Annotated in this window: 15 protein-coding genes; 6 read left to right on the forward strand and 9 right to left on the reverse strand. The window is 56.7% G+C overall.

Features of this window, described 5'->3' with window-relative positions; all coding sequences use genetic code 11:
* Positions 1-144 precede the first annotated feature (144 nt).
* From mutY to mltC, 3 genes are read left to right on the forward strand one after another with little or no spacing between them, the layout of a single operon-like run.
* Positions 145-1,230 (forward strand): A/G-specific adenine glycosylase, encoded by a 1,086-nt coding sequence (gene mutY, locus B4056_RS14420; RefSeq protein WP_288655099.1) that lies wholly within the window; start codon positions 145-147, stop codon positions 1,228-1,230.
* Positions 1,230-1,502: an oxidative damage protection protein gene (locus tag B4056_RS14425; RefSeq protein WP_039380106.1), complete on the forward strand. Its 273-nt coding sequence runs from the start codon at positions 1,230-1,232 to the stop codon at positions 1,500-1,502. The genes mutY and B4056_RS14425 overlap by 1 nt, the downstream gene beginning before the upstream one ends.
* A gap of 54 nt (positions 1,503-1,556) precedes the next feature.
* Positions 1,557-2,636, forward strand: coding sequence for a membrane-bound lytic murein transglycosylase MltC (gene mltC / locus B4056_RS14430; protein WP_039380107.1), 1,080 nt, complete (start codon positions 1,557-1,559; stop codon positions 2,634-2,636).
* A 49-nt stretch (positions 2,637-2,685) separates the two neighbouring features.
* Here the strand turns inward: mltC and B4056_RS14435 are convergent, their stop codons facing one another.
* On the reverse strand, positions 2,686-4,833 hold the full coding sequence (locus B4056_RS14435) for an ornithine decarboxylase (protein ID WP_288655100.1): 2,148 nt from the start codon (positions 4,831-4,833) through the stop codon (positions 2,686-2,688).
* A 161-nt stretch (positions 4,834-4,994) separates the two neighbouring features.
* On the opposite strand from B4056_RS14435, the gene B4056_RS14440 reads away from it, so the two are divergent.
* Complete coding sequence (locus tag B4056_RS14440; RefSeq protein WP_094111535.1) at positions 4,995-5,996, forward strand: MDR family oxidoreductase; 1,002 nt, start codon at positions 4,995-4,997, stop codon at positions 5,994-5,996.
* Entirely contained in the window at positions 5,989-6,270 is a 282-nt protein-coding gene (locus B4056_RS14445) for a SelT/SelW/SelH family protein (RefSeq protein WP_039380110.1), read from the forward strand. The genes B4056_RS14440 and B4056_RS14445 overlap by 8 nt, the downstream gene beginning before the upstream one ends.
* A 34-nt stretch (positions 6,271-6,304) precedes the next feature.
* Here B4056_RS14445 and B4056_RS14450 read toward each other — a convergent pair whose 3' ends face one another.
* From B4056_RS14450 to B4056_RS14475, 6 genes are all read right to left on the reverse strand, one after another.
* Entirely contained in the window at positions 6,305-7,096 is a 792-nt protein-coding gene (locus B4056_RS14450; protein WP_094111536.1) for a siderophore-interacting protein, read from the reverse strand.
* 160 nt (positions 7,097-7,256) lie between these two features.
* Positions 7,257-7,400: a cytochrome P450 gene (locus B4056_RS14455; RefSeq protein ID WP_233496306.1), complete on the reverse strand. Its 144-nt coding sequence runs from the start codon at positions 7,398-7,400 to the stop codon at positions 7,257-7,259.
* Between the two features lie 250 nt (positions 7,401-7,650).
* Positions 7,651-8,517, reverse strand: coding sequence for a helix-turn-helix domain-containing protein (locus B4056_RS14460; RefSeq protein WP_039380113.1), 867 nt, complete (start codon positions 8,515-8,517; stop codon positions 7,651-7,653).
* Positions 8,518-8,711: 194 nt separating this feature from the next.
* On the reverse strand, positions 8,712-8,858 hold the full coding sequence (locus B4056_RS14465) for a DUF2474 domain-containing protein (RefSeq protein WP_369826793.1): 147 nt from the start codon (positions 8,856-8,858) through the stop codon (positions 8,712-8,714).
* Between the two features lie 22 nt (positions 8,859-8,880).
* Complete coding sequence (gene cydB / locus B4056_RS14470; RefSeq protein WP_039380114.1) at positions 8,881-9,885, reverse strand: cytochrome d ubiquinol oxidase subunit II; 1,005 nt, start codon at positions 9,883-9,885, stop codon at positions 8,881-8,883.
* Complete coding sequence (locus tag B4056_RS14475) at positions 9,886-11,310, reverse strand: cytochrome ubiquinol oxidase subunit I (protein ID WP_039380115.1); 1,425 nt, start codon at positions 11,308-11,310, stop codon at positions 9,886-9,888.
* Positions 11,311-12,143: 833 nt separating this feature from the next.
* Between B4056_RS14475 and treF the strand changes: the two genes are divergently transcribed.
* Positions 12,144-13,802, forward strand: a complete 1,659-nt coding sequence (treF, locus tag B4056_RS14480; protein WP_094111541.1) for an alpha,alpha-trehalase TreF — start codon at positions 12,144-12,146, stop codon at positions 13,800-13,802.
* 45 nt (positions 13,803-13,847) lie between these two features.
* Here the strand turns inward: treF and B4056_RS14485 are convergent, their stop codons facing one another.
* Complete coding sequence (locus tag B4056_RS14485) at positions 13,848-14,672, reverse strand: alpha/beta fold hydrolase (RefSeq protein WP_071668595.1); 825 nt, start codon at positions 14,670-14,672, stop codon at positions 13,848-13,850.
* A gap of 123 nt (positions 14,673-14,795) precedes the next feature.
* Complete coding sequence (locus tag B4056_RS14490) at positions 14,796-15,767, reverse strand: sensor domain-containing diguanylate cyclase (protein WP_094111538.1); 972 nt, start codon at positions 15,765-15,767, stop codon at positions 14,796-14,798.
* Between the last annotated feature and the right edge of the window lie 767 nt (positions 15,768-16,534).

A 16,534-nucleotide genomic window follows, 5' to 3' on the forward strand; every position in this document is an offset into this window, starting at 1 on the left:
GCTGGTTAGCCTGTTCGGGGAAACGGGCATTATGCAAAGTTAAAGGTCAGAAGCAAGCCTTTGCAATCTTCCGGTTTACACCCCTGACGCTCTGTGCTGCAATTCCTGCCTGATTGTAGAGTAAACACGGAAAATTTCCTTCATATGATGCAGGCGTCGCAATTCGCGCAACAGGTGCTGAAGTGGTATGACCGCTTTGGCCGTAAAACGCTGCCATGGCAGCTGGAAAAGACGCCCTACAAAGTGTGGCTTTCAGAGGTCATGCTGCAGCAGACGCAGGTTGCCACGGTTATTCCCTATTTTGAACGTTTTATGGCGCGCTTCCCCACCGTGCGCGATCTTGCTGCCGCGCCGCTGGATGAAGTGCTGCATCTCTGGACCGGCCTCGGCTACTATGCGCGGGCGCGCAACCTGCATAAAGCGGCTAAACAGGTCGTGGATCAGCACGGCGGTGAGTTCCCGCCGGACTTCACGGCAATTGCTGCTCTGCCGGGCGTGGGTCGCTCGACCGCCGGGGCGATCCTTTCACTGTCGCTTGGCCTGCACTTTCCGATTCTGGATGGCAACGTCAAACGTGTGCTGGCACGCTGCTACGCCATAGGCGGCTGGCCTGGCAAAAAAGAGGTTGAAAAGCAGCTGTGGCAGATCAGCGAAGCAGTGACGCCAGCGCAGGGCGTCAGCCAGTTTAATCAGGCGATGATGGATCTGGGTGCCCTGGTCTGCACCCGTTCACGGCCAAAGTGCGAAATCTGCCCGCTCAATAGCGGCTGCGAGGCGTATGCCAGCCAGAGCTGGGCTGACTATCCGGGCAAAAAGCCCAAAGTCACTCTGCCGGTGCGCAGCGGCTGGTTTTTACTGATGCAGAATGGCGATAATGTCTGGCTGGCGCAGCGCCCGCCCACGGGACTGTGGGGCGGCCTTTACTGCTTTCCGCAGTTTAGCAGCGAGGATGCACTGCGGGAGTGGCTGACACAGCACGGTATTAGCGGCGATCTGCAGCAGCTGACGGCATTTCGCCACACCTTTAGCCATTTCCATCTGGATATTGTGCCGATGTGGCTGGCAGAGCCATCCGCCGGGTCGCTGATGGATGAAGCGGGCGGTCTCTGGTATAACTTAGCGCAACCACCGTCAGTGGGCCTTGCTGCCCCGGTAGAGCGTTTACTGCATGAATTACGCCATCCGCAGCAGCTGTCACTGTCATCGCGCGCGATCGAAGAGGAAGAGTAATGAGCCGCACCATTTTTTGTACCTATCTGCAACGTGACGCTGAAGGCCAGGACTTTCAGCTCTATCCCGGCGAGCTGGGCAAGCGCATCTATAATGAGATTTCTAAAGAAGCCTGGCAGCAGTGGATGTCGAAACAGACCATGTTGATCAACGAGAAAAAGCTCAACATGATGAATCCGGAAGATCGCAAAGTGCTGGAAAAGGAGATGGTCAATTTCCTGTTTGAAGGCAAAGATGTGCATATCGAAGGTTTTACCCCGCCAGAAAAATAACCGTTCCGGGCCTTCCTTTGAGGCCCGCTTTTTTGAGTCAGGCACAGATTCACGATGAATAAAAAACTGATAGCCCTGCTGGCGATCGCGCCGCTATTAATCTCCTGCTCCGGACAAAAAAAATCGCAGTATCACGAAGAGTGGGTTAAAGATACCAACGGCTTTGACATTCTGATGGGACAGTTTGCCGCCAATATTGAAAATATCTGGGGCATTAATGAAGTCCTTATCGCCGGGCCGAAAGATTATGTGAAGTACAGTGACAGCTACTACACCCGCAGTCACATCAACTTCGACAAGGGTAGTATCACCATTGAGACCATCTCCGGTACCGATCCTATGGCCAGCCTGCGCCAGGCGATCGTCACCACCCTGCTGATCGGCGACGATCCGGGCAATGTCGATCTCTACTCTGACGCTAACGATATTAAGATCAGTAAAGAGCCGCTGCTGTATGGCCAGGTGCTGGATAATACCGGGCAGCCGATCCGCTGGCAGGGGCGCGCCGCCAGCTTTGCGGACTACCTGATCCAGAACAAACTGCAAAAACGCACCGCCGGGCTGCATGTGATCTGGTCGGTAACCATTCCGATGGTGCCGAACCATCTCGACAAGCGTGCACATAAGTATCTGCCGATGGTGCGCAAATCTGCTGAGCAGTATGGTGTCGATGCCTCACTGATTCTGGCGATTATGCAGACCGAATCGAGCTTTAACCCCTATGCGGTCAGCCACGCTGATGCGCTGGGGCTGATGCAGGTGGTGCAGCATACTGCCGGCGTTGATGTTTTCCGCATGAAAGGTAAATGGGGCAAGCCGAGCCGCAGTTATCTGCTGGACCCGGAAAACAACATCGATGCCGGTACGGCTTATCTGTCGCTGCTGCAGAAAAGCTATCTGGGCGGCATTCAGGATCCCACTTCGCGTCGCTATGCGGTGATCACCGCGTATAACGGCGGTGCCGGCAGCGTACTGCGCGTCTTCTCCAGCGATAAAGATCGCGCATTTTCGCTGATCAACGATATGTCGCCAGCCGATGTCTACCAGACGCTGACCAGCCGCCATCCTTCTGCCGAGTCGCGTCGTTATCTCTATAAAGTTAACCAGGCGCAGCGCAGCTATCACCGCTATTAAATGCGCCGGATTGTCGCGCCCTGCCCGATCGGGTCAGGGCGCGATACGCTCAGGTCAGCATATTCGCCACCAGCTGCTTATAGCCGCTGCTCTGTTCCGCGATATACACACCCTGCAGCTCCGGTGAAAAGCCCGGCAGCTGGTTGATGCCCGCTTCCAGCGCGAGGAAGTAGCGCTGTACCGCCCCGCCCCACACCTCGCCGGGCACGACGCACAGCACGCCCGGTGGATAAGGTAGTGCCCCTTCCGCCGCGATGCGCCCTTCCGCTTCTGCGACCGGCACCAGCTCCACTTCACCGCGGATATAAGCCTGATGCGCATCCTGCGGATTGACCGCTACCGGCGGGAAACAGTCAGCGCGGAACATCGCTTTCTGCAGATCTTTAACGGCAAAACTGACGTAGAGATCGTGCATCTCCTGACAGAGGCGGCGCAGCGTATAGCCGCGATAGCGCTCCGCATGCTTGCGATACAGGCTCGGCAGCACTTCCGCCAGCGGCGCATCTTCGCGCACCTGCTGTTCAAACTGCTCCAGCATCGCCACCAGATGCGCCATCTTCTCCGCGCTTTCTGCCGGCGTCAGCAGGAACAGAATGGAGTTGAGATCGCACTTCTCCGGCACGATGCCGTTTTCACGCAGATAGTTCGCCAGTATGGTGGCCGGAATGCCAAAGTCGCTGTACGCGCCGCTGCGTGCGTCGATGCCCGGCGTGGTAAGCAGCAGCTTGCAGGGGTCAATCTGATACTGGCCCGGCGCATAGCCGCTGAAGCCGTGCCACTCTGCGTCGGGCTCAAAGCTAAAGTAAGCCGGATCGCGGGCGATAGCGGCGCTGTCTGCCTGCTGCCACGGCGCGCCGTGTACCTGAGCAGGCAGAAACGGTTTAATCATGGTGCAGCGCTGCAGGATCGCTTTACGCGCATCAATGCCCTGTATGACGCAGTCGTGCCACAGGCTGCGTCCTGCCTCGCCCTGGTGCATACGCGCGTTGATATCCAGCGCGGCAAACAGCGGATAAAACGGGCTGGTTGAGGCGTGCAGCATAAAGGCGTTGTTCAGCCGCTTATGCGGGCAAAAGCGCTGCTGACCACGGATATGATTATCCTTTTTATGGATCTGTGAGGTCTGCGAAAAGCCCGCCAGCTGTTTGTGTACTGACTGGGTGACAAAGATCCCCGGATCGTCTTCCGTCAGGGTAAGCGTCAGCGGTGAACCCGCTGCCATCAGCGGAATAAACTGTTCATAGCCGAGCCACGCGGAGTCAAACAGAATGTAGTCGCACAGATGACCGATGCGGTCCACCACCTGACGCGCGTTGTAAACGGTGCCGTCATAGGTGCCGAGCTGGATAATCGCCAGCCGGAATGGCCGCGCCTGCCTGGCGCGTTCAGGGTTAACCTTTGCGATCTCTGCCCGCAGATAGCTTTCATCGAAACAGTGCGCGTCGATGCCGCCAATCAGGCCAAACGGATTACGTGCCGCCTCCAGGTAGACTGGCGTGGCGCCCGCCTGCAGCAGCACGCCGTGATGGTTGGATTTATGGTTATTGCGATCGAACAGAACCAGGTCGCCGCGCGTCAGCAGCGCATTGGTGACGACTTTATTAGCGCTTGATGTTCCGTTCAGCACAAAATAGGTTTTGTCGGCGTTAAAAACGCGGGCTGCAAACTTTTGCGCATCTTTCGCCGAGCCTTCATGGATTAGCAGATCGCCCAGCCGGACATCTGCATTACACATATCAGAGCGGAACAGGTTTTCACCATAAAATTCATAAAACTGCCGCCCGGCGGGATGGCGGCGGAAAAACGCCCCGCCCTGATGGCCCGGGCAGGCGAAGGTGCTATTCTGCATATCGACGTAGCGCGTCAGGGTATCAAAGAAAGGCGGCAGCAGTGCGGCCTCATACTGCTGCGCAGCCTGCTCCAGCGCCTGCCACTCTTCAGCTGCGCCGTTGATTTCTCCGGTCACGCCAGGCAGATCCAGCACTGCAGTATCAAACGCGTTAGCCACAAATACCGGCAGGTTAAATCCGGTCTGGCGCAGCAGCATCAGTACGCCGCTGCGCGTATCCGCCAGTGAGAGCACCACCGCGGCAACGTCAGTAAAGTCGGTCGTGTCGAGCGTCACGACATCGCGGGTGGTATTCAGGCTCAGGCCCGGCGCAATTGCCACGCTGGCGGCTATTTTCAATGGGTTCATAACTCAAATCCCCGGCATAACAGGATGAGTGGGTGCCAGTGGCACAGAAAGGAACGGCGTGACCGGTGCAGGACACCCGCCGGTCGCGATAATGGCATTTTTTGCTGCCGCTCACAATCAGGGGTACTATTGGCTGCACACTTCCCATCGCCGGAGGCGGCATGTTCAAAGCATTAGTCATTGAAAATGATGCGCAGGGGTATCGCACCTCCCTGCAGGATCTCTCCGAGCAACAGCTTCCCGATCGGGATGTTATCCTCGATATCAGCTACTCCACGCTGAATTACAAAGATGCCCTCGCCATCTGCAACATAGGGCCGATCGTACGCCAGTTTCCCATGGTGCCAGGCATCGACTTTGTGGGCCGCGTGACCCACAGCCGCCATCCGGCGTGGCAGCAGAACGATCTGGCGCTGCTGACCGGCTGGGGCGTGGGTGAAAAGCACTGGGGAGGACTGGCGCAGAAAGCCAGCGTCTCCGGCGACTGGCTGGTCAGCGTGCCGGATGCGCTCAGCCCGCAGCAGACGATGGCGATAGGCACCGCCGGCTTTACCGCGATGCTCTGCGTGATGGCGCTGGAAAAACAGGGCATCACTCCGCAGCACGGCCCGGTGCTGGTAACGGGAGCCAGCGGCGGCGTAGGCAGTTTTGCGGTGAGCCTGCTGGCTCGCCTGGGATATGAGGTGGTCGCCGCCAGCGGACGCACGGCTGAGCGCGACTACCTGTGCAATACGCTGGGCGCCACAGCGGTAATCGATCGTGCTGAACTCAGCGAACCGGGTAAACCGCTGACAAAAGAGCGCTGGGCTGCCGCCATTGATACCGTGGGTAGCCATACGCTGGCCAACGTGCTGGCAGGGATGCGGCGCGACGGCGTGGTGGCCGCGTGCGGAATGGCGCAGGGACTGGATCTGCCGGGCAGCGTGGCCCCCTTTATTCTGCGCGGCGTCACGCTGACCGGTATCGATAGCGTTATGTGTCCGCAGGCGCTGCGCCAGCAGGTGTGGCAGCGGCTGGCAGAACAGGCCGACAGCGCGCTGCTGCAGCAGATAACCCGCATCATTCCGCTCAGCGAAGCGCAGGAAGGTGCCGAACAGCTGCTGGCGGGCAACGTGCGCGGCCGGCTGATAGTGGATTGCCGTCAGGGAGTTAACGATGTCTAAGCCCGCGATTACCCTGCACTACTGCACCCAGTGCAACTGGATGCTGCGTTCAGCGTGGATGGCTCAGGAGCTGCTGCAGACGTTCAGCGACGATCTCAGCGCGGTCACGCTGCAGCCTGGTACCGGCGGCGTCTTTGAGATCAGCGTGGATGGTCAGGTTATCTGGGAGCGCAAACGCGACGGCGGTTTTCCGGATGCGGTCACGCTGAAACAGCGCGTGCGCGACTACTGCTGGCCGGATCGCTCACTGGGCCATGCCGACAAACGGCGCTAGCGCCGCTCGCCGGCAGCGGGATATCTGCCGCTGCTTACTTTTCAGGTGACTTTTGATGCCAGTAGGCGACGGCGCGGACAAAGTCCGTATCCGCGCCGCGCTGCTGCGTAAAATAGTCGCTGAGCTGCTTCACCGCATTGCCTTCTCCGGTCAGCCAGACAAAATAGTCATCGCCGGTAAAATCGATGGCAGCCAGTTCTGCCGTCAGCTGCGCTGGCGTAGTGGCCGCCATACGGTTGCTGCCCAGCCAGTGAACGGTAACGCCCTCCATCTCTCCCAGATAGTCGTGTCCGATAGCGGCATCCGTAAACGCCAGCAGGTGAACGTGCTGCGCCTGCAGCTCCGCATAGCGCCGCTTAAAAGCAGGCAGCCCGGTTTCATCGCAGACATACACCTGGCAGGCGTAATCCACCGGCATAATGCAGGAGCCGCGCGGCCCGCCCATCGCGATCCGGTCGCCAGGCTTAGCCGCAGCTGCCCAGCCGCTCGCCACTCCGTCATCATGCATATAGAAATCGAGCATCAGAGAGTCGACGCCGTTAAACGCCAGCGGCGTGTAGTCACGCGCGGCGGGACGCACGCCCTCAGGCCAGACGATGCCCTCTTCACTCAGCTGCGGCAGCGCAACATCGCAGCCCGGCCCGGAGGGAAAAAAGACTTTGATGTGATCGTCAAACGAGGGGGAATGAAAGCCTGCCAGATCGGCCCCGGTAAATACAATGCGCCAGAAGACGCCGGCAACACGGGTTTTGCTGGCTACCGTCAGATGACGAAAGCGCAGCTCATTACGCACTCGCTGCGGTGCACGACTCTTTTTCTGTGACAATTCACTTCTCCCGGCAGCGGCAGCAGCGCACTCCGCCTGTGCCGCCACGCTAAATTAATGTAAATAATTCTCATTACGTGGCGAAACGATAGCGGTGACCGCGCCGGGAAACAATGTCGAAAAATGCGGTTGTCGCATTAGCGGAGAGCGGCGGCAGGTGTCAGGCGTGCAGATCGCTGCAGCAGCGAGAAACGTTCTCACTGTTTTCATACTGAGGCAGTGCGTTATCACCCACAATTTCCTGCTGAGCACAGCGCTGCTGGTGCGGATGCAGGCCACCGGGGGGTGAAAATGGCTCAGCCATTTGCGCACCGGCCAGCGATGAAAAAACGGCAAGCGCCGCGGACAAGAACAACGGTAAAAGTCGCATGATAATTTAGGGTTTCATTTAAAGATCCGGAGCGGACCGGGAATGCAGAGAGCCATCCAGCCTGATGCTGCGCTGCCAGCACATGGCGCGGCAGGTCAGGCTTCGGAGCAGAATTTTACGCCGCTACCGGCGCAGGGTTTATAAAATTGTGCGGTTTGTCACATTTAGCCGCACAATTTGCTGATTATTCCAGTGCTACCGGAATATGAAAGGTGCCCTGCAGCAGCTGCGGCGTACTGTATTTCAAATCGAGCCTGAGCAGATCTTTACCGGGCCGGCGTGCCACGCCGAGCGCGGGCAGATGGTTGTAGTAAATCTCGGCGGTGAAGGCGTTGATCTCTTCCGGCGCGCCATGCCAGTCGATCTCTGCATACAGCCCGCTCTCGCCGGTCCAGTTCTGCACATGCTGCGGCAGAACGTCAGCGTGCTCACTCTCCAGCGCCTGAAACAGGCTGATATGCTGCTGATCGAGCGAGCTCACGCCGGGACTGAACTGAAAACCGAGCCAGCCGCGCGTGGCGTGCTGTCCGGCAAAGGCGATAAAGTCGCGTGTATGCTGCGCCACAATATGATTGTGATGGTCAATATATTCGCCAAAGCGGCACTCCCACTCCACCACCTCTCCACTCAGACGAATTTCCGGTTTCTCGGCGAGCCGTGTTTTAACCCACGGGCGCGGCGCAGAGATGCGGCTGTGAAAAGCTTTCATGCGCATTTCCGGAATACGACGATAGGCGCCAGGCGTCAGCGAGAAATGGCTTTTGAACACGCGGGTAAAATTTTGCTGATTGTCGAAGCCAAAACGTACGGCGATGTCGATCAGCGGCATGCTGGTTAAGCGAAGCGCCATAGCGGATAAAGTCAGGCGGCGTTTGCGCGTGTAGGAGGCCAGCGTCTGGCCGGTCATCTCCTTGAACATGCGCTGCATATGCCATTTGGAATAGCCTGATTTCAGGGTGATAAGATCGATATTAAGCTCATCGGTCAGGTTGGCTTCAATCCAGTCAACCAGGTCAGAGATATACTGCTTTTTCAGGTTCAGGCTAAGCATGGTTCTAATTGAATGAGTCAGGAAAGCGCGCGTTAATGCGTTATTTGTCACATAAATATAACAAAATCGCCTAACCAACGTAAGGAAGAGTAAAGGATCCGCTCAGGGCGGCGCACTAATTGCTTAGGTTACTAACTTTTTTTAACGCAAGGCGAGCGGCACGCTGTGCTGTGCCGCTCTGCTGCAGACAGATATTAATGCGAACGCATACCTGCCGCGGTCATCATCATACGAAACAGGGATGCCACCACGCCGAGTGCCAGCACGCTTGCACCATAGATGATCACCAGCCACATCACCCGCTTCCAGAGCGGCGCTTTGTGTTCAGTGTGCTGTTTCATGTTGCTGACCTCCGTTTGCATCTCAATGGTATCCTGCGTCAGCTTTGATTTTTCCGCGGAACACATAGTAGCTCCAGAAGGTATAGCCCAGAATCATCGGGATAATCAGCAGGCTGCCCACCAGCATAAAGGCCTGGCTCTGCGGCGGCGATGCCGCTTCCCAGATGGTTACGGATGGCGGAATAATGTTTGGCCAGACGCTGATGCCAAGCCCGGAGAAGCCGAGGAAAATCAGCGCCAGCGTCAGCAGGAACGGCGAATAGTGCGCCTCACGTTTGATGGCGCGCATGATCCCCCACGAGCAGAGCAGAACCAGTACCGGCACCGGCAGGAACCAGAACAGGTTTGGCCGGGTAAACCAGCGCTGCGAAATCGCTTCGTGAGCAAACGGCGTCCACAGGCTGATAATGCCGACTATCACCAGCAGCGCAATCACCAGCGGCGTAGCCAGCGCAGACATTTTACGGTGCAGTTCGTTTTCGGTTTTCATGATAAGCCAGGTGCAGCCCAGTAGCGCATAGGCCACGACCAGACCCACGCCGCAGAACAGCGGGAACGGGGCCAGCCAGTCCAGAGCTGAACCGGCAAACTCACGTCCTTTAACCGGGAAACCGTTGATCATCGCACCGACCGCCACGCCCTGGCTGAAGGTCGCCAGCAGCGAGCCGGCAATAAACGATTTATCCCAGAATGCACGATGCTCTTCAGTCGCCTTGAAGCGAAATTCAAACGCCACACCGCGGAAAATCAGGCCGATCAGCATAGCCGTCAGCGGGATCGCCAGTGCATCAGCGATCACCGCATAGGCGAGCGGAAAGGCGCCATACAGCCCTGCTCCGCCCAGCACCAGCCAGGTTTCATTACCATCCCAGACCGGCGCCACGGTGTTAACCATCATGTCGCGCTCAACGGCATCTTTGTTAAACGGAAACAGAATACCGATGCCCAGGTCAAAGCCATCCATCACGATATACATCAGCGTGGCAAAGACGATGATGGCGAACCAGATAACGGAAAAATCGATCATTTATTTACCCTCCTGCGAAGCATCCAGGCTCTCATGTGCAGCAGAGAGCGGGCGCGCTGGCGTCTTATCCTGACCCGGACCACCGTGACGGACATCTTTCCCTTCACCGGTGTGCGGACCTTTTTTGATCAGACGCATCATATAGACATAGCCCACGCCAAACACCGATGAGTAGACCAGGATAAAGGCCAGCAGGCTGATACTCATATGCAGGTCGCCATGCGCTGAAACCGCATCAATTGTGCGCTGCACGCCGTAAACCACCCACGGCTGACGTCCGATTTCAGTGGTGAACCAGCCAGCAAGGATAGCGATCAGGCCCGATGGTCCCATCAGCAGCGCAAACCACAGGAACGGTCGTGAGCTGTAAAGACGCTGTTTATAACGCAGCCACAGGCTGAACACGCCGAGCGTGATCATCAGCAGCCCCATCGCCACCATGACGCGGAACGACCAGAAGATCACCAGCGAATTAGGCCGATCCTCTTTCGGGAAGGTTTTCAGTGCCGGAACCTGTTTATCAAGACTGTGCGTCAGGATCAGGCTGCCGAGATAAGGAATTTCCAGCGCATACTTCGTACGCTCCTCTTCCATATCCGGAATACCAAACAGGATCAGCGGCGTGGCTTCACCCGGCGGGTTTTCCCAGTGTCCTTCAATGGCAGCAATTTTTGCCGGCTGATGCTCCAGCGTGTTCAGGCCGTGCGCATCGCCAATCATCGCCTGAATCGGAGCAACAATCAGCGCCATCCACAGCGCCATTGAGAACATCTTGCGGATCGCCGGGTTGTCATTGCCGCGCAGCAGATGCCATGCCCCGGACGCGCCCACAAAGAAGGCGCTGGCAAGGAATGCCGCCACCGACATATGGAACAGCCGATAAGGGAATGAGGGGTTAAACACAATTTTGAACCAGTCTTCCGGCACCACAATACCATTCTGGATGATGTAGCCCTGCGGCGTGTGCATCCAGCTGTTTGATGCGAGGATCCAGAACGTGGAGATCAGCGTACCTAACGCGACCATACAGGTGGCGAAGAAGTGCAGGCCTGGTCCGACGCGGTTCCAGCCAAACAGCATGACGCCGAGGAAGCCCGCCTCAAGGAAGAAGGCAGTCAGCACCTCATAGGTCAGCAGCGGACCGGTAATACTCCCGGCAAACTGCGAAAACCCGCTCCAGTTGGTCCCGAACTGATAGGCCATAACCAGACCTGAGACCACCCCCATACCGAAGTTCACCGCAAACACTTTCGACCAGAAGTGATAGAGATCGCGATAGGTTTCGTTACGGGTTTTCAGCCACATCCCCTCAAGCACTGCCAGAAAGCTGGCAAGCCCGATAGTGATGGCCGGGAAGATAATATGGAAGGAGACAGTAAACGCGAACTGTATCCTGGCCAGATGAAAAGCATCTAATCCAAACATTGCTTACCTCATTGCCACAAAATTACGCGGAATTTTTACTTATTATTAACAAAGATGGCGCACAGAATAATTTCTGCTACGCCGTCATCAATTCCCGCCAAATGTGAGAACCCCGGCAGGAACAAACGGAAAAGTAGGAGTGAATAAAACTATACCAGTAAATCTTGATTAAGATCATTGTTTTTGCGAGAAACTATCTGTTTAAAATCACTGAGTTAAGGTTAATTATCCTGCTCTATTGTGACAATGTTGTTATTAAGCTTAGCGGCTGTAAAAGAGATTACTTCTTTAAGCAGTTCATTTGATTGTTAATTACGGTAACAACCAAAACGACAGCCTGATGTTTGCGCCAGCGTAGTGTAAAAATTATTGCACGGCCGTTTTTTAGTTAAATTAAAATTAAAAAAAAACTGTTTATAGCGAAAGGTAATTAATAACGTTTTCGCTTAGCGCCTGCTCATCTGGCACAAAAATTTACCGCGGCGAGATCCTGTGCATCTCCTGGATGCACAGACGCCCGGATGGCTGAAACGCGTAAGTCGGGCACGGGCGCAGAAAACAACCGCATAAATTGATCAAGAAAAAAGGGAGAGCGGCACCTGAAACTGGCGATTTTCTTATTTGCAGATTAATCCGGTGCGCTTTCTGAAGGTATATTTAAGAAACACCTTAAATATCTTTAAATACAGGCCGTTGTTAATATTGAAAAAAAGGCAAAAACGGCGATCCATCGACAATATTTATTACGTTCATAGATATTTCGCATTGTTGTCTGCAACCGCGAACCCTCTATAATTTGTCTTTTGAGCAACCAGGAATTTCAGGAGGCTGTTATTAATACTAACCACCAGCCACGCCAGGTGTTCGGTGAACACGAAGCCCATGCTGATCTGGGGTATCAATACGATCCTCATGAGTTCGTGCGTGAAGGCGCAGAAGATTCGGAGCCAGAACCTGAGCTGATTCAGGGACTGCCGGCACCGGATGCGCTGACGCCTGCCGATCGCTATCTGGAGATGTTTGAACACGTTCAGACCTCTCATATTTTTGCTGACAGCAAAACATTTCCCGACTGCGCGCCTAAATTCGATCCGCTGGATATTCTTATCCGCTATCGTCGCCGCAAACGGGCGGGCGATCTCGATCTGGAAAAGTTTATTCATGAGCACTTTTACCTGCCGCAGGTAAATGAGAGCTTTTATGTCTCAAATCCGGATAAAACGCTGAAAGAGCACATCGATGATCTGTGGCCGGTGCTGACAAAAATGCCTCAGCAGCATATGCCACACTCCTCGCTGCTGCCGCTGCCAAAACCTTACGTGGTACCCGGCGGCCGCTTTGGCGAAACCTATTACTGGGACTCCTATTTCAGCATGCTGGGGCTGGCTGATGCCGGACGTGACGATCTGCTGCGTCATATGGCGGACAATTTTGCCTGGCTGATCGATAACTACGGTCATATTCCTAACGGAAACCGTACTTACTATCTCAGCCGCTCGCAGCCACCGGTATTTGCCCTGATGGTGGAGCTGTTTGAAGAGGATGGCATTCGCGGTGCCAAACGCTACCTTGACCAGCTGATGAAAGAATATCAGTTCTGGATGGATGGCGCAGGTGAGCTGATGCCGCATCAGGCTTATCGTCACGTTGTGCGCATGCCCGACGGCTCTCTGCTCAACCGCTACTGGGACGATCGCGACACACCGCGTGATGAATCCTGGGTGGAAGATGTGGAGACGGCCAGCAAGTCGAGCCGTCCGGCCAGTGAGGTTTACCGCGATCTGCGCGCCGGTGCTGCATCCGGCTGGGATTACTCTTCACGCTGGCTACGCGATCCGCAGCGACTGGCGAGTATCCGTACTACGCAGTTTATCCCGGTCGATCTCAATGCGTTTCTCTACAAGCTGGAGCTGATGATCTCCACGCTATCGCACGCCCGGGGCGAAGAGCTGACGGCGCTGGCGTGGCAGAAAAAAGCGGATGCGCGCAAGCAGGCGATTAACCGTTACCTCTGGGATACCACCGCAGGCGTTTATCGTGACTACGACTGGCGCAACGAGCGGTTTGGCGCCTTTACTGCCGCTGCGGTTGTACCGCTGTTCCTCGGCCTCGCTTCGCCTGAGCAGGCGCATCTGCAGGCCATTGCGCTGCGCCAGCTGCTGCTGACGCAGGGCGGACTGCTGACCTCGATGGTCGAGAGCGGCGAGCAGTGGGACGCGCCTAACGCCTGGGCACCGCTGCAGTGGATGGCCGTAGTGGGGCTGAATCATTACGGTGAAGAGACGCTGGCCACTGAGATTGCGGTGAACTGGCTGACGACGGTGAAAAACTTCTACTCGCTGCATCACAAGCTGGTTGAGAAATATGATATCAGCGGCGATCGGGCGCGTCCGGGCGGCGGCGGCGAATATCCGCTGCAGGACGGTTTTGGCTGGACCAACGGCGTGACGCGTCGTCTGCTGACGATGTATGGTCATCTGCTGGCAGATTAACTCTGCCCTGCAGTTCAGAGGAGGTCGCCCGCAGGCGACCTTTTTTTATTTCTGCTGCTGCAAAAAGGCGAGCAGGTCGGCGTTGAGTCGATCCTGATGAGTAACAGCAAAGCCGTGCGGTGCATTGTCATACACTTTCAGCTGTGAATGTTTAATCATCTCATGCGCCAGCTTGCCGGTCGCCTCAAAGGGTACGACCTGATCGTTACTGCCGTGGATCACCAGCGTGGGCACATCGACTTTAGCGATATCATCCCGGAAGTCCGTCTCTGCAAACGCCGTAACGCAGTCGATAGTCGCTTTCAGCGAAGCGAGCAACGCGATATTGAGCGTCTGGGTCAGCACCCCGTCTGAAACCTGCTGTCCGGCATTCAGACCATAAAACGGCGTGGCAAAATCGCTGATGAACTGCGCACGGTCCTGGCGTAATCCCGCCCTGATATCATCAAAGACCGCCTGTTCCGGACCTTCCGGATGATCCGCTTTCCGGCCAAACACCGGCGTTACGGCACCCAGCAGCACCAGCGATTTTACTTTTGCGCTGCCGTAGCGGCCAATGTAGCGCGTGACATCGCCTCCGCCCATTGAAAACCCTACCAGCGTAATCTCTTCCAGCTGAAGATGTTCGATCAGGTCATGGATATCATCAGCGAAGGTATCGTAGTTATACCCTTCCCACGGCTGCTCTGAGCGGCCAAAACCGCGACGGTCAAACGCGATAACGCGATAGCCCCGCTCCGCGAGGAAAGTCAGCTGGCTGTCCCACATATCCGCATCCAGCGGCCAGCCGTGGCTGAACAACACTGGCTGGCCGCTGCCCCAGTCTTTAAACCAGAGCGTAACGCCATCTTTAGTCTGAAAAGTGCTCATCTCATTCTCCGTGTGTGGCCGATAACAGGCAGTTTTATTGCCGGCAGAGATCGCTGCAGCAATAATCACAGACAAGTTTAGGCGCATTACGCGAACAGGGGTGACAGCGGATGCGTTTAATAATTAAACGTCGCGTCTCTCCTGTCCGGAGGCAGCAAGCCTTATCCCCTGTTTTCCGTTACGCTTCACCTGATACATCGCCTCGTCCGCCCGTTTCAGCGCATCATCAAAGCTCTCTTTTGCCCGTACCTGAGCCACCCCGATTGAAGCGCCAATCTGTGCGAGACCGTTGTCGACATCAAACGGCTGCAGCGCCGCCTCCAGCACCGCCTGCGCCAGAATCCGCACTTTAGGGTAGTCGATCAGGAATGGCATCAGCAGCACAAACTCATCACCGCCGAGCCTGCCTGCCAGCACCACAGGCGGCAGAGCGTCCAGCATCCGCTGGCTGAGCTGGATCAGCACTTCATCACCGCTGCGATGACCGAGCGTATCATTGACGTGTTTGAAGTTGTCCAGATCGATAAACGCCACGCAGAGCGGCCCTCCGGCCTGCATCTGTGCAAACTGAACGGAGAGCGCATGGCGATTGGCGAGACCCGTCAGCGGATCGTGATGCGCCAGCAGCGCAAGCTGAGCCTCATAATTTTTCTCTTTGGTCATATCGATATGCGTACCGGTCACACGCAGTGGATTACCCGCCGCATCCCACTCGCTGACGCGACCGCGGTCCAGCACCCAGGTAATTTTGCCATTTTTGCCAATCATACGGTGCAGCGCCTCATACCACGGTGCCCGCCCTTCGATATGATCGTAAAACGCCCGCAGCACCTCATCAGCATCTTCCGGATGCAGACACTCCCGCCAGGCATCAAACCGCGCTTTAGTCTCCTTCGGCTGAAAGCCGAGCATCGCCCCCCAGCGCCGGTTGAATATCACCAGTTTGCCGCTGGGAATATCCAGCTGCCACAGGCAGAGTCCGGTGCCATCCAGCGCGGCGCTGAGTTTATTGCGCGCATCATGCGCAATGCGCTTCAGGCGCGCGTTGTGTTTTTTCAGGTTCTGGATCTGCTGACGCAGGGCTTCTTCAGACATAGTCAATTACGGTGAGAAAATAAACGCTATTTTGCCTGTCCTGAATTTTCTGTAAACAGACGAGGTGAAAAGCCGACGAGTTTCGGAAAATTGTCCCAACCGCAGAAGTAATGGCGCATTATCTGCCGGTTTTCAGTTTGCTTTGTCTGCTGGGGAGGGGCGCGGCAGCGCGGGACTGGGCGCTTAGCAGCGCGGGGCACTGAGGGAGTTCCGCCCGCCAGGCTTCTGGCAGTTTCAGCGGCATTTTCGCATGCGGACGGGCTAAGGGGCGGGTGGGCGCGCCCCTTAGCAATCCGCGCCCCGCGCCGTCCTCGCGAATTCCCGGACGCATCCCTCCGGCCTTAACGGACCGCGCGGATTCGCTCCTGCTCACCCCGCGCTCTCGCCGGCGTCCTGCCGGCTCGCCCTGGCCGTCACTCTGCGCCCGGCGCTGCGGATGGCGCCCCCTCCCCGCCTGCACATTCATTTTTTCATTCTTGAAAGTGGCGAGGTGTGAAGCTCAGGCGCAGGAGTGCCAGCCATGAAAAAGCAACATAAAGAAAAAAAGACCAGCCGCAGCGGGAAGCGCCATCCGGGTCCGCCGAGGGAGGGCACGGTTCCGGGATGAGCCGACAGGACGTCGGCGAAAGGGCGCGGTGAGCAGGAGCGAATGGCGCCCGGTCCCGGGGAAGCGGGCGTGAGCGAGGGAACCGCGCAGCGGCGGGCGGGGCTGGCGCAGGGCCGGGGAGTGCAGAGGGCGCGGCCAGGCGCCCTCTGCCCGGTCGCCG

The organism is Pantoea sp. UBA7232 (assembly GCF_002473195.1).
GTDB lineage: Bacteria > Pseudomonadota > Gammaproteobacteria > Enterobacterales > Enterobacteriaceae > Pantoea > Pantoea eucrina.